Source organism: Pareuzebyella sediminis (genome assembly GCF_008367235.1).
Lineage (GTDB): Bacteria > Bacteroidota > Bacteroidia > Flavobacteriales > Flavobacteriaceae > Pareuzebyella > Pareuzebyella sediminis.
Map to the genome: position 1 here is coordinate 17,682 of NZ_VTZS01000001.1, position 14,515 is coordinate 32,196.

The 14,515-nt window shown below is 41.9% G+C and carries 12 protein-coding genes and 1 other RNA gene; 8 read left to right on the forward strand and 5 right to left on the reverse strand.

The genetic code is table 11. The annotated features are described in order from the left end of the window. Positions 1-7: 7 nt before the first annotated feature. Positions 8-307, reverse strand: coding sequence for a DUF2752 domain-containing protein (locus F2B13_RS00090; protein ID WP_149276873.1), 300 nt, complete (start codon positions 305-307; stop codon positions 8-10). A 63-nt stretch (positions 308-370) separates the two neighbouring features. Between F2B13_RS00090 and F2B13_RS00095 the strand changes: the two genes are divergently transcribed. Next, the gene (locus tag F2B13_RS00095) at positions 371-919 is read left to right on the forward strand and encodes a Smr/MutS family protein (RefSeq protein ID WP_149276874.1); all 549 of its coding nucleotides are present in this window, start codon (positions 371-373) and stop codon (positions 917-919) included. Here F2B13_RS00095 and F2B13_RS00100 read toward each other — a convergent pair. Continuing rightward, positions 916-1,929 carry a hypothetical protein gene (locus F2B13_RS00100; protein ID WP_149276875.1) on the reverse strand — a complete coding sequence of 338 codons (1,014 nt, stop codon included), beginning with the start codon at positions 1,927-1,929 and terminating at the stop codon, positions 916-918. The two genes, F2B13_RS00095 and F2B13_RS00100, sit on opposite strands and share 4 nt — an antisense overlap. Before the next feature lie 102 nt (positions 1,930-2,031). Here F2B13_RS00100 and F2B13_RS00105 point away from each other — a divergent pair, with 102 nt between their 5' ends. After that, a complete protein-coding gene (locus F2B13_RS00105) occupies positions 2,032-3,183 on the forward strand; it encodes a cysteine desulfurase family protein (protein WP_149276876.1) in 1,152 nt (383 codons plus the stop codon). Between the two features lie 28 nt (positions 3,184-3,211). Here the strand turns inward: F2B13_RS00105 and F2B13_RS00110 are convergent, their stop codons facing one another. The 3 genes from F2B13_RS00110 to F2B13_RS00120 all read right to left on the reverse strand — a co-directional run bounded on the left by F2B13_RS00110 (position 3,212) and on the right by F2B13_RS00120 (position 8,045). Next, entirely contained in the window at positions 3,212-3,868 is a 657-nt protein-coding gene (locus F2B13_RS00110) for a hypothetical protein (RefSeq protein ID WP_149277147.1), read from the reverse strand. Positions 3,869-3,877: 9 nt separating this feature from the next. Next, complete coding sequence (locus F2B13_RS00115) at positions 3,878-6,262, reverse strand: TonB-dependent receptor plug domain-containing protein (RefSeq protein ID WP_317131642.1); 2,385 nt, start codon at positions 6,260-6,262, stop codon at positions 3,878-3,880. A gap of 91 nt (positions 6,263-6,353) precedes the next feature. Beyond that, entirely contained in the window at positions 6,354-8,045 is a 1,692-nt protein-coding gene (locus tag F2B13_RS00120; protein ID WP_149302574.1) for a M23 family metallopeptidase, read from the reverse strand. Between the two features lie 194 nt (positions 8,046-8,239). Here F2B13_RS00120 and F2B13_RS00125 point away from each other — a divergent pair, with 194 nt between their 5' ends. From F2B13_RS00125 to F2B13_RS00150, 6 genes are all read left to right on the forward strand, one after another. Then, positions 8,240-8,530, forward strand: coding sequence for a hypothetical protein (locus F2B13_RS00125; RefSeq protein ID WP_149276879.1), 291 nt, complete (start codon positions 8,240-8,242; stop codon positions 8,528-8,530). A 12-nt stretch (positions 8,531-8,542) separates the two neighbouring features. Continuing rightward, entirely contained in the window at positions 8,543-8,839 is a 297-nt protein-coding gene (locus F2B13_RS00130) for a cell division protein ZapA (RefSeq protein WP_149276880.1), read from the forward strand. 56 nt (positions 8,840-8,895) lie between these two features. Beyond that, positions 8,896-9,005: non-coding RNA, 6S RNA (ssrS, locus tag F2B13_RS00135), on the forward strand. 51 nt (positions 9,006-9,056) lie between these two features. Continuing rightward, positions 9,057-10,625 carry a ribonuclease Y gene (rny, locus tag F2B13_RS00140; RefSeq protein ID WP_149276881.1) on the forward strand — a complete coding sequence of 523 codons (1,569 nt, stop codon included), beginning with the start codon at positions 9,057-9,059 and terminating at the stop codon, positions 10,623-10,625. 126 nt (positions 10,626-10,751) lie between these two features. After that, entirely contained in the window at positions 10,752-11,171 is a 420-nt protein-coding gene (locus F2B13_RS00145; RefSeq protein ID WP_149276882.1) for a CBS domain-containing protein, read from the forward strand. Positions 11,172-11,363: 192 nt separating this feature from the next. Then, on the forward strand, positions 11,364-14,429 hold the full coding sequence (locus F2B13_RS00150) for a PVC-type heme-binding CxxCH protein (protein WP_149276883.1): 3,066 nt from the start codon (positions 11,364-11,366) through the stop codon (positions 14,427-14,429). Positions 14,430-14,515: the final 86 nt, after the last annotated feature.

The window sequence follows — 14,515 nt, forward strand, 5'->3', positions numbered from 1 at the left end:
GGTTTAGTTAGATGAACTTTAATATGTAATTTCCAAGTATAAAAGCAACAGTGGTTACCATCAAAAATGAGGTAATCATACTGCTGTATTTTATTTTCTGAAAATGGTCAAGCAGCAAAAAGCCGGACAAGGCCATAATGGGGTATATGGCTGGATACATTTTGAATGCCGCTATAAAATCACCCTGAATCAAAAATGCGATCGAACGTTGTAGGCCACAACCCGGGCAATCAAAACCAAATAACTGTTTCGTAAAACAAGGAAGCATGAAGTCTTCGAATACGAGTGTAAGTATAGCCAACCGCATTTTAGCTCATTAAGGTTTCTTTCGTGAAAATTACCATTATTTTTGAGGATACAAAACTAATTTATGGCAGTTTTTGAGATTGGGGACAAAGTGGAGGCTCTCGACGATCTTACCGAAGGTGAGGTGGTCAAGGTTTCCTCCGACTATGTTACTATAAAAAGTGAAGAGGGATTTTTGCTTGATTTCAGGCCGGACGAACTGATTAAAATATCCAACGCTGATGCGCTGAGAGTCAATAATCTTGAAGTGGCCAAAGTCAAAGCTGAGAAAGATGCCCCCAAAAAGAAAAATACCCTTCAACACAAAAAAAGACAGCGCAATGCGCCTAAGATGGAGGTCGATCTTCATATTCATCAGCTGGCGCCTTCAACAAAGGGGATGACAAACCATGAAATGCTAAACCTTCAGATCGATACCGCCAAGCGGCAGCTTGAGTTTGCAATTAAGAAGCGTATTCAAAAAATAGTTTTTATCCATGGAGTCGGTGAAGGGGTATTACGGGAAGAGCTGTATTATTTGTTTCGGCGTTACGACAATGTAAGATACTACGATGCCGACTATCAAAAGTATGGCCTTGGAGCCACAGAAGTGTATATTATGCAGAATCCCTAATTTTCGTAGGTGATATACGACCCTAGGTTCACAGTTTCAATTTCATTTAGGGCAGCATCCCCTACATCGGCACCGTCACCCCTAAGGGTTAAGGCCAATTGCTCAAGTACTATAGTATGGGTGTAGCTGAGATTACCCTCACTGTCCGGCTCATTTTCAGTAGTAGTGATATTCACCGCTCCCGAGGTGGACTCAAAGTTCCAACTTGTAATTTCCTCTGAAAAGGGTAGGGTTGTACAAGCAAACTCAGGCGATGCCAAGGTGTCTACCACTACGTATTTAAATGCCGCTCCTTCTAGGGTGAACGTTCTTGGTGTTTCGTTTGGCGTTACCACATTGGCCAAAGAATCAACAGGTAAATCCAAAGTAATAAACTCGTCGTTCAATACTTTATAGAGTCGTATAGTGCCATCGCCTAGGGGCGAGTCGCATGTCTCGAATTCAGTTTCGGTTCCGTAGTTCGAAAATGGTAGCTCTAAATTCGCACTGTTGGCGGTATTGGTTTCAAAATCGCCGTATACAAAAGTTGAAGAATCGGTAATACGTTCGTTTTGGTCATTGGTCAATGAAAGGTTCGTAATGGTAATGGTATGGGAATACGTCTTTTGACCGGAGGTGACAGATGCCACCTTGGTGTCGACTTCAAGGTCACCCGAAGTGGCATTGTTTTCTTTGAGAACGGCAGGTTCCAATGGTGGAATTTGGTCACAGAAATAAGCTTGGCTCACGTTATCGGAAAACAATCTATAAATAAGTTTCGAAGCGTTCGGAATGGTACTGGTCATTGACCCGGGAAGAGTAGTTTCATTGGCTAGAAGCCCACTGGCCAAATTTAATAGCAGGGCTTCGTCTTGATCTATTTTAAAGAAAAAAGTAGTTTCAGTGGGGTCTTCAGCTTTCCCGCAAGAGGTTACATCTACGGCCTCAAAATCAACCCTTTCTATTTGTAGTTCACCATCGTCACAAGAAAACAAAAAGGCAAGAACGCCGATAAGCAAAGATTTTTTCATGCCCCAAATTTAAACCAAATAAACCGTAAGTTTCTCGGGAATTAGAGAGAAATTAACTTTAATTCCTATAATTTTGCGGTGATTTAAATGCAGATTTCGATAATGAAAAAGGTGTATCTAGACAATGCGGCAACGACCCAGATCAGGGAAAACGTGATTGTAAAAATGCAAGATGTGCTGTCCCATTGTTATGGAAATCCCTCATCGACCCACAGTTTCGGCAGATCAGCCAAAACGGTCATCGAAAGTGCCCGCAAGACGATTGCAAAGTACATGAATGCCCATCCCTCGGAGATTATTTTTACATCCGGTGGTACAGAGGCCGATAATATGATATTGAGGTCCGCTGTAGGAGACTTGGGGGTGAAGACCATAGTGACATCAAGAATCGAGCACCATGCCATACTACATACGGCCGAAGACCTTTGTGAAAAGTATGAAGGGGTCAAACTACGGTTCGTGGATTTGGACGAATTCGGAAATCCCAAGCTCGCGCATTTAGAAGAACTACTAAAAGCTGACAATTCAAAGAAATTGGTCAGTCTTATGCATATCAACAACGAGATTGGTAATATCATAGACATCCATGCGGTAGGTACCCTGTGTCAGGATAATGAAGCACTTTTTCATTCCGACACGGTACAATCCATAGGGCACTATCCTTGGGACGTCAAATCGGTAAACGTTGACTTTTTAACCGCTGCAGCACATAAATTTCACGGGCCGAAGGGAGTAGGTTTTGCGTTTATTCGAAGAAATTCAGGTTTGAAGCCGCTCATTTCCGGAGGTTCACAAGAACGAGGCTTTCGTGCCGGTACGGAATCTTTGCACAATATTGTAGGTCTAGAAGAGGCCTTTGTATCTTCATATGATTTGTTGGAAGAAGAAATGACCTATATTTCTGGGTTGAAAAAATATTTTGTCGAGCGCTTGAAGGAGGAAATTCCGGGAATCAAGTTCAACGGATATTCGGGAGACTTGGAAAAAAGCACCTATACCTTGGTGAACGTGTGCCTGCCTGTAAAGCCACAAAAGGCCTTACTTCTTCTATTTGACCTTGATATGAAAGGTATCGCCTGTTCCAAGGGAAGTGCCTGTCAATCGGGAAGTAACGCGGGATCGCACGTGCTTCACCAAATCTTGGACGAAGAAGATATAAAAAAGCCTTCCTTGCGTTTTTCGTTTTCAAAATACAACACCAAGGAAGAGTTGGATTATACCATAACGGTACTGAAAAGTTTTGTTGAGGTATAGCAGGCAAAATGATCGACCCGAATCGGTTTTATTGATTTCGTTTTCTGTCTTTTCTTTTCTCACGGTCATACGGAAATTTTCTCGCCGCCAATTTCATCATACGATCGATAAGGTCGTTCGTATTCTTCCCCGATTTTTTATTGATCTCCTTTTCGTATTTCCATAAGAGTTTACCTGTAGTGCCGTCACTAATTTTTACCCCGATACGGCCATAGTTGGCATCACCCATAAAATAGTCCATGAAACTGAATTCGGCCGTTACCCCTTCGGATAGTAGAACATTTAAATTTAAATTACCGCTGACGATTCCGTCTACACCGAGTATATCGCTGAGTTGCTTTGCGGTGTAAACATCAATGGTGTTATAATCGATATTGTTTTGGGCCAGAAGGGCATTGGTGTTTTTGATGTTTTGAAATTCTACCGAAAACTTTTTCTTTTGCTTACGTTTTGAAAAATATGTTTCTAAGGCATTTTGTACGGCATAACCCTCCTTTTTTTCGAGTATTTTGAGTTCTTCTTTCGATATATTGTCTTCTAGGTCAAGATGGGTTAAAAAGGGAATAATGGCCAACACTTGATGTTCTTGGCTCAAATCGTCGAATTTGGCACTTTCATAAATATTCTTTTGGGCATTGCCCCAAATGGAGATACCACAAAAAAGGAGAAAAATAATTTTTTTCATCATTTTAAATTAAAGCCTCATCATTAATTTCAGGTTCCATACACGGGCGGTCATAAAATTCGGCACTGCGTATTGCGTATTTTCATTTGCATCCCTGACCCAAGTATTCGTGATTGAATTTTGATTGTTGAACAAGTTGAAAATTTCAATGCCTGAATTTAGTTCCTTAAGGAAGTATAGCCAATGGTTTTTCGGATACCTTCGATTTTCTCCCACAAAAATATGGGAAATTCCCAAATCTGCCCGTTTATAATCTCTTAATCTGTTCTGGTATCGATAGGGGTCGGCATGATGTGGGGACCCGCCGGGGACCCCGGTGTTATAAACTAGATTGAGGTACATTTTAAAATTGGGGTATTGGGGTACGTAGTCTTGAAACAATATACCCAGCTTAAAACGCTGGTCGGTTGGTCTGGCTATGTAGCCTCTATCATTGATATTTTCCTTTGCCCGTAAAAAACCGATACTCAACCACGACTCGGTACCGGGAACAAAAGCTCCGTTTAATCTGAGCTCGGTACCATAAGTATAGGCGGTCGCGTTGTTCGTTGCGCCATAGCGAATTCTGAGGTCTTCCAAAGTATATGGATTCACATGCCATAAATTTTTATAAAACACCTCTCCAATGATTGTAAAAGGATTTTTATACCACATAAAGGAATATTCATGGCCCAAGACCAGTTGATATGATTTTTGGGCCTTTACTTTGGGTAGAACCCTTCCGGTAGGGCCGCGCAATTCACGGTAAAAAGGGGGCTGTTGATATAGCCCCGTTGCCAAGCGGAATACCATATCCCTTTTCCAATCGGGTTTGATGGCAAACTGACCCCTTGGACTCAGTATAAACTGTGTGTGTGCCTCAGCATGTTGGTTGTTAATTTTCCAAAGTTGAGACCTGATACCTATATTGTAATAGGTAGTATGGCTGTTCCACTTTTGTTTTTCGCTGAATTGGATATGGCCTGAAAGACGATCATTCGAAATAAAATTTTTCGCAGAGATCGCTTCGGAGATTTCCGGGAATGCCGAGGACGAATCAGAAAAATTAGTGGTGGTAATTTTAGGAAAATACAGGCGAACATTGAGCGCAGTGGAATCTATGAGCTCATATTCTCGTATTTCATCGTTTATATCCTCATGGGTATAAGTGAAGCCCCATTCCATTCTTTTACCAGCCTTCCTATAAGAACCTTTATGGCCTATTGTAAATACAAACGCATCAAAATTATTTTTGGCCTGGTTGAATTGCGACCCCTCTCCAAATATGTTGTCAGGATCTTCTTGGGTACTTGCCTCGTCAAATGGATGAACCAAACCCAATCTATATGCTGCAATTACATCGGAGCGCTCTTCTTCAAGAGATTTGTAAAGCGAAGAAACGAACTTCAAGGTTGTGTGTTCGTTCACATAATAATTGGCTTTTAGACCTCCTAAAATAGTGGTGTACCTATTGCTTTCATGCCCTGCATAATTTACGGTCAAGAGCTGAGGGTTCGAAAGGGTGCCAAAATTGGTTTGACGGCTTACAGGTTCGTTCCGATAGTCGTTAAAGGCTACATGGCCTAGAAAATCGATATGAAAGCTACTTGAAAGGCGATAGGTAGAGTATGATTGAAAATCTGTAAAGATGGGTTTGAAATTAGTTGCCGTCTGTTGGCTATTTACTAGAAGGCTGTTATTACGGTAGCGTATTCCTGAAATGTTCGTAAAATCTTTGTTCTTTGAGACTGATTCTACCGTAGCACTTGCACCCAAAAAGCTTAGATCTAAACGCGTTCCAAAAGAGGTGGGCATCTTATACCTTATATCAAGAACTGATGAAAGCCTATCGCCGTATTTGGATTGGAAGCCCCCTGCCGAAAAACGAATCTTACTTACCATGGTGGGGTTGATAAAACTTAAACCTTCCTGTTGCCCTGATCGAATAAGAAAAGGCCGGTAGACCTCAATATCGTTGATATACACCATGTTTTCGTCAAAATTGCCGCCGCGCACGTTATATTGGGTACTTAGTTCATTACTCGATGCTACGCCGGGCAATAGCTTGAGGATATTTTCAACACCGGCATTTGCGCCGGGTATATCACGAACGACTCTGGGTGAAATGGTGCCAATGTCTTCTACATTATTCTCCGATCTCGGTACTACAGAAACCCCGGTCATGTGTATGGCATCCGATTTGAGCACTGGGTTGAACTCAAAGGTCTCATTGAGGTTCAGTTTAAGATTTTTGAGGGTTACTTTGCCATAACCGATATGGGAAAAGGTGATGTTTGTCTCCTTATTGGCGGTGATTTTGAGCACATAAAAGCCGGTCGAATCTGAGAAGGTTCCACCGATATCTCCTCGAATGTTTACTTCTTTCAAGGGAAGGTTATGATCATCTAGCACCACTCCCGTCAAAATGGCCGTTTGAGCTTTTAGTGGGATAGTCGCGCAGTATAACCAAAAAAGGAATACGAATCGAATGGGCGGCAATGGAATATCATTTTCTAAAAAAGGTACTCGTAAAAGTACTTGAATTGCCTACATTGTCGGTAACTTTTACGACAAGATCACATTCTTTTTCGTCAAGGATAACATCGTCGAAATTGTAAGTAAGTGTATTGGTCTTCGGCTCATATTCCATCAATAACCATTTACCATTTAATGTAGCGGAATAGGTATCGATACCACTGAGGTCATCTGAGATTCGTATGCTGAGATAGCGGTAGTTGTTTAGCCATTGTCTATCCTTAAAATTTTTGGGCTTAATTTTTGGGGGCACGGTATCGCTCGCTAAGGTATAGGTGCCTAAATTACGGGTTCTTGTGGTGAAGGTGCTGCCCCGTTTATAAGTAGAGGTATAGGAGGGCCGAAGGCTACTGTTCAGCCTCGCAATAAACATTTGTCTTCTTTCCGCTTCCGAAAAGTTGGAAACGTCAAAAGTTATCGTGAAATTTCGATGGGCCGCTACCCGATTATTATGAATGGTAACCGTATCGTCATCCTTTTTCAAATCGATGTAGAAATTTTTATAAAAGGTATTGGAAGGGAAATATACTTTGGCCCCTCCTAAATCAAAGTTGTTAGGTTTTTTGGCAATTATGTAATTTTCGGTCTTATCATCATTCTTGTTGATTTTAACCTCCTCCTTCTTACCTTCTATGGGTATGACCAGTTTTGTAACATTGCCCATAAGGTCCTTAATAAATATTTCAACGGTGTAACTCAGCCCTTCCCTAACCTCTAATTTGCCATCGTTGTAGAGTGTGTTATAAATACTTAAATAGTTGCTTGGGTCTTTATAGAGTTTTTGTATGCGCTGGCGGTAACGACCATAATGGTCATAATCGATAAGTGTATTGATATAGCGTGTTTCACCAAAGGAGAACGTTTCAAAATCATAATCCGAATAAACTTTTCCGTTGACCAGCGTTTGAACGGAATAGATTCCATTTCTATTGGCTGCCAAGTCTTGACGGTCATATCCAATAAAGCCAAATCCGATGGAGCCGATGGCATGAACTTTTTCGGCTAGGAAGGTGCCATCTTCTTGACGTTTAAAATCGACTTCTATCTTCTCTTGGCTCTGATTGATTATAGCATTTTCAGAGAGGGGATAGCCATACACTTTCGAAAGGGTCGGATTGGTCGCATCCCTTACCTCAAGGCCATACAAAAGAGGATTGGTAGGTTTCTCCGAAATACTGCTACGTATTTCAAAATGCAGATGTGGACCCGAAGACCCTCCTGTATTGCCTCCATAGGCGATAACTTGTCCTTTTTCTACCTTAATTTCACCATACTCCGGAAACACTTCTACCTGGTATGATTTCTTACGGTATTGTACCTTTTTGATGTAGTCCTCGATTTCTGGGGCGAATTTTTGAAGGTGCCCATAGACAGAAGTGTAACCGTTAGGATGGGCGATATAAATCACTTTGCCATAACCCCAATGCGAAATTTTAATACGCGTTACGGTTCCTTCTCCAATTGCATGGATGGGCAGACCTTCCCGCTGTTCGGTTTTAATATCGATGCCCGAATGGAAGTGGTTGGATCTAAGCTCGCCAAAGGTCCCGGCCAATATTATAGGAATATCCAGAGGAGGCCTAAAAGCATCTTTCGGATAGTTGCTCTGACCAAAATTTAAAACTGGAAGTAGAAGTAGAAGACCAAAAAAAGCTTTTCTCATAATTCTTGAAATGGTTACGAAATTAGCCAAACAGTTTGGATTCATAAAAATAAGGTCTGCAAAAAAAATGAAAGTATACTATGTACCAACGGATTTTAGGTCGTTAAAGTATGGGCCAAAGAATATTTGAAAAAAGTATTGGTAAGTACTCATAGGTATATTAACTTTGTGTAAAATGCATCGTATTCGATTCTATGAGCGAGTTGGTCAAAGTAGTCGATTCTTTAGAGAACAAGATTAGTAAATTGTTGCACAAATTAGAATTGCTGCAGCAAACCAATTCACGATTGGGAGAAGAACTTGACTCCTTAAAGAATGATCGGGAACATGTTTTGAATTCCGTTTCAGAATGGGAAGAAAAATATAACTCACTCAAACTTGCGAATACAATGCTTGGCAGTAATACAGATAAATCAGAAGCTAAGCTTAAAATAAATACGTTAATCAGGGAGTTGGACTATTGTATTGCCCAGTTGGCGGAATAATCCGAGAAGAGGATGTCAGAGAAGCTCAAAATAAAGCTTTCCATTGCAGATAGGGTTTATCCCCTGACCATTGATCCAAGCCAAGAAGAAGGCTTGAGAAAGGCGGCCAAAAATATAGAGCAGTTGGCAAAGAAGTTTGAACAGAGCTATGCGGTAAGGGATAAGCAAGATGTTCTAGCTATGTGTGCCCTACAGTTCGCCTCCAAAATTGAACAACGGGGTATCGACCATTCAGAAGGTACAAGGGAAGCTACCGATCGCCTAAAGGCCTTAGATCAATTGATTACCGACAAGCTTGGTATAAAATAAATACGTTCTTTAAAATAATATAAGTTACTGCCCACATTGGTATTATCTTTTGACGAACTCAACACTAATTAGTTTAAAAAGGGTGAGTTTAGGTTGTAAAAGCAAGCCTTACTTGTATAAGGATCCTTGAGCAGTCTGTTAGCCCTAAACCTGTTTATAGGAGTTTGTACAAAACTTCTCCAATGTGGGCTTTTTTTTTTAATAAATCATAGGATAAATGGAGAGTACGACTTTAATTATAGTAGGTATCATAGGCCTCGCTGTCGGTTTTGCGATAGCCAAATTTATGGAAAAGGGCAAAGCGTCGAAGACGCTCATTAATGCGAAAAAGGAGGCGGAGACCATTCTTAAAAATGCGAAAAACGAAGGTGAGAGCATTAAAAAAGACAAGATATTTCAGGCTAAGGAAAAATTTTTAGAGCTAAAGGCAGAGCATGAAAAGGTAATTATCAGTAAAGACAAGAAGATGAGTGAAGCCTTGAAACGCACTCGCGATAAAGAATCACAGGTAAGTAGCGAACTGGCGAAGAGCAAGAAACTCAACGAAGAACTTGATGTTAAGATTCGGGAGGTAACCCATAGAGAAGAAATTTTTGAAAAGAAACAGGCTGAATTAGATAAGTTGCACAACAATCAGGTGCAACAATTGGAGGTAATCTCAGGGCTATCTGCCGATGAGGCCAAAGGGCAATTGTTGGAATCTTTAAAGGAAACGGCAAAGACAGATGCTATGGCATTCGTACAAACAGCAGTCGAAGAGGCCAAACTTACAGCCCAGCAAGAGGCTCGAAAAATAGTAATCAATACCATTCAACGTATCGGAACCGAAGAGGCGGTCGAGAATTGTGTTTCCGTGTTTAATTTGGAGTCTGATGATGTTAAAGGCCGAATAATAGGTCGGGAAGGAAGAAATATAAGAGCTCTAGAATCGGCTACAGGGGTTGAAATCATTGTTGATGATACGCCTGAAGCTATAATTCTTTCTTGTTTCGATTCGGTACGCCGTGAAGTGGCCAGGTTATCCCTTCACAAGCTTGTGACCGACGGACGGATTCATCCGGCGCGCATAGAGGAAATCGTTAAGAAGACCGAGAAGCAAATAGAACAGGAAATAGTAGAGGTCGGTAAGCGCGCAGTTATCGATTTGGGTATCCATGGACTGCACCCCGAATTGGTACGTGCGGTAGGGCGAATGAAGTATCGCTCATCGTATGGCCAAAATCTTTTACAGCACTCTAGGGAAGTGGCAAAGCTTTGTGGCGTTATGGCGGCCGAGTTAGGGCTTAATGCCAAATTGGCCAAAAGAGCAGGACTTCTTCATGATATAGGCAAGGTTCCGAACACCGAAACCGAAATAGAGACACCACATGCCATACTGGGTATGCAGTGGGCTGAAAAATATGGTGAAAAGCCCGATGTGTGTAATGCAATAGGTGCCCACCATGACGAAATAGAGATGAAAACTTTGATTTCACCAATAGTACAAGTCTGTGATGCCATAAGTGGTGCGCGGCCTGGTGCACGAAGACAAGTACTCGATTCATATATCCAACGCCTTAAGGATTTGGAAGACATAGCATTTGGATTTGGCGGCGTTCAAAAGGCTTACGCTATTCAGGCAGGAAGAGAGCTTCGGGTTATTGTCGAAAGTGAAAAAGTTAGTGATGAAAAAGCGGCCCAGCTGTCTTTCGAAATATCACAGAAGATACAGACCGATATGACCTATCCTGGGCAGGTAAAAGTTACCGTAATTCGGGAAACCCGATCGGTGAACGTGGCGAAATAGCCATGGTTTAAAAGTCATTTGAAAACGCGCATTTAGCGCGTTTTTTCATTTATGGTCAGATGATTTTTATCATGTTTTTATCTTGTACGTAGGTATACCTTTAGGTAAAATTAAAACGTACATGTCATGAAAAAAAGAACACCTGTATCCACGATAATGACTAAAAATGTTATTACCCTCAACCACACTGATAATCTAGAAACTGCGGAACGCCTTTTTAAAAAGAATAAGATTAGGCATATTCCTGTTATATCTGGAGATAAAATTATGGGTATGTTAAGTTTCACCGACTTAATGCGTATTAGTTTTGCCGATGCTGTAGACGAAAACGAAGATGAAGTTGAGACCATGGTTTACAATATGTTCACCATAGAACAGGTCATGGCAAAAAACTTGGTAAGCGTATCTTCGACCGCCACCATCAAAGAGGTGGCAGAAGTATTGGCAAAACAGGAGTTTCACGCCCTCCCTGTGGTAGATAATGATAAATTGGTCGGAATCATTACGACGACCGATCTAATCAATTATTTATTACAACAGTTTTAACCTTTCATCGGTCGTTGCCTTTATGGAAACGGCCGATTTTATTAACAGTCCATAGTCGATTTAGACAATGGATGGGCCATATGAACGCTACAATGCACATTTTCACCCATAACTTTTCTTTCTATCGACGATGTGTCGAAATACGCCTTTTTTCGCTATTTTAGGTAAATAATTTTCTAAAATCATACGAAGGTGTTCAAATTTTTCAGATTCCTATGTTCCATTGTGACCATCTCTGGAATAATACTTCTAACCTCTTGCTCAAAAGAAGAAAAGAAAGTGCTGGTATTTTCATCGCTTACCGAAGAACAGAAGCGGCTGCCCGAGCATGCGCTTTCTTCGATGACCATAGCTGAAGGCTTGAACCTGCAATTATTCGCCTCGGAGCCTATGGTTCACAATCCGACGAATATGGCCATAGATGCCAAGGGCAGGGTTTGGGTGTGCGAGGGTAGTAATTACCGATCTTTTGCCAACCCTGACATATCCTATGAAAATGAGGGGGATCGAATATTGATTTTGGAAGATACCGATAATGACGGTGTGGCAGATACCTCGAAAGTTTTCTATCAAGGGCAAGACGTTAATGCGGCCCTCGGAATTGCCGTTTTGGGAAACAAGATTTTTGTGTCTGCAAGTCCAAATGTTTTACTCTTTACCGATGCGAACGGTGATGATATTCCCGATAGCAAAGACATACTTTTCTCAGGTATCGAAGGAGTCGACCATGATCACGGTGTGCACACCTTTGTTTTTGGCCCTGACGGACGCCTGTATTTCAATTTTGGGAATAACGGAAAACAGTTGCTCGATAAGAATGGCGGCGTAATTAATGATATTCATGGCAATGAGATAAAGGCGGATGGCGCCCACTTCCGTGAAGGTATGGCCTTTCGCATGGAGATGGATGGTTCTAATGTAGAAGTACTAGGACATAATTTCAGAAATCCCTATGAGTTATCGGTAGATTCCTATGGGGGTATTTGGCAGTCCGATAATGATGACGATGGCAATCGAGGTACTCGAATAAACTATCTCATGGAGTACGGTAATTATGGTTTTAAGGATTTGCTCACTGGTCAGAATTGGAGGGAAAGAAGAACCGGATGGGAAGAGGAGATACCCAAAAGGCACTGGCATTTGAATGACCCGGGTACCGTTCCCAACTTATTGCAAACTGGCTCTGGATCACCTTGTGGAATCGTAGTTTACGAAGACGACCTTCTTCCGGAAAAATATCGGGGTCAGCTCATACACGCTGAACCAGGGCACAATGTGGTTCGTAGTTATATTATCGATCAGCAGGGTGCGGGGTATACGGCTTCCATAGAAAACCTGGTCAAGAGTGAAGATGATTGGTTCAGGCCTGACGATGTTACTGTAGCTCCCGATGGTTCACTTTTTATTTCCGATTGGTATGACGGAGGAGTAGGGGGTCATAAGGCAGAAGATATCGAGATGGGAAGAATTTATCGTTTGTCCACTTCCGACACCTACAACTTTGAGCCTTTGGACTACACGACCGGGGAGGGGGCGGCAGAAGGATTACTTTCCGATAATATGGACCTATTTTATAGCTCGTGGAAACAATTGCATGCCATGGGCGACGAGGCGGAACCGTACCTGAAGAGACTCATTAAAAAAGGCGGAATTGCGAAGGCCCGAGCCCTATGGTTGGGAGCGGAAAATGATACGAAGACCGATTTTTACCTTAAAATGGCCTTGCAAGACGATGATGAGAAGATACGGATGCTAGGAATACGTATGGCCCGGTATTTAGCAAGCGATTCCCTCGAGAATTATTTGGAGAAAGTGGTCAATGACCCCTCTTCACAAGTACGTCGTGAAGCCGCCATTGGCCTACGGTATTTAGGAACACCCAAAGCTGCCGAGCTCTGGGCGACGTTGGCCCAGCAACATACCCCAGGCGACCGCTGGTCTTTGGAGGCCTTAGGAATCGGGTCAGATATACATCCTGATCTCTATTTCGCAGCCTGGAAGAAGAAAGCAGGCCAGCAATGGGCCGATGACGTTGGAAAGGAAATCGTCTGGCGCACACGGGCTTCCGCAACGGTTCCTATGCTCGCCGAACTGATCATATCAAGGGATCTTTCAGAGAAAACCTTGGCATCTTATTTTCGGGCCTTCGATTTTAAAAAGCATCCAAAGAAAAACGAAACCCTCCTTGCTTTGTTACAAGTTGAACATCCCTTGGTAACTAAAATAAAGGCCTATGCTATAGGTCAGTTGGATGTTGACTTTGTTCAAGCCTCCCCAAAGAATTTGAGGACGGTAAAGCGAATTTTGCCGGAGATAGCCGGAGCACCTGAATGGCTATTTATTGTGAAGAAACTCGGGTTGAAAGATCAAAACAAGGAAATTTTTGAAATGATGGTTGAAGGATCGGATGAAAACTTGCGTAAGGAGGCTACATCCTTACTGTTCGACCTTGAAGGCGGTACTCTCGTAACCAACTTCCTAAAATCGGATGCAAGTGAAGCTGATAAAATGGAGATTCTCAATGTGATGTCCGGTGTCTCTCACAAGGAAGCTATTACTTTGCTTAAGAACCTATTGGCCGAAGATGCCATGAGCCATGCTCTAACACGGAGGCTTGTGGAAGCTATGGGAAATTCTTGGGGCGGTCAAAAAGAATTGTACTCCCTTCTTGAAGAAGGAAAATTACCGGAGGCACATAAAACGACTGCGATATTGAAATTAATGACTAGTTGGAACTCGACTATAAAAGAAAATGCCCTAAAATTTTTAGATGGCACTCTAACGGAAGATATTAATATAGAAACCTTGGTGGCACGTAAAGGAGATGCGGTTCACGGTAAGGCTCTCTATGCAACCTATTGCAGTTCCTGTCATGTGGGAGGTAATGGCGTAGGTACCGATTTCGGCCCTGGCCTATCCGATATAGGAAACAAATTGTCGAAACAATTCTTATATTCCAATATAATATACCCAAGCGCGGGTATAAGCTTTGGTTATGAAGGGTATACCGTAAAAACGAAGGACGGAAGTACGTATACGGGTTATATTTTAAGTCGTACCGAGGATGAAATAACGTTGAAAATGATGGGAGACATACAGAAGGATATAGAACTTTCCAATGTTGAATCTATGGTGGCCATGGAAAAATCCCTAATGACCGAAGGCTTACACAAGGTAATGTCGGAAGATGATTTGGTCGATTTGGTAACCTATCTTGAAACCTTAAAAATAGAAGAAGAAATTGTAGCCCTTCGATAAGCTTCAAAACTCCGATCCTCCATGTTAGTATAAGAAAGTATAACCTGCAATTTCGAAAAAACAAATTAGGCCTTATTCTTTTTATG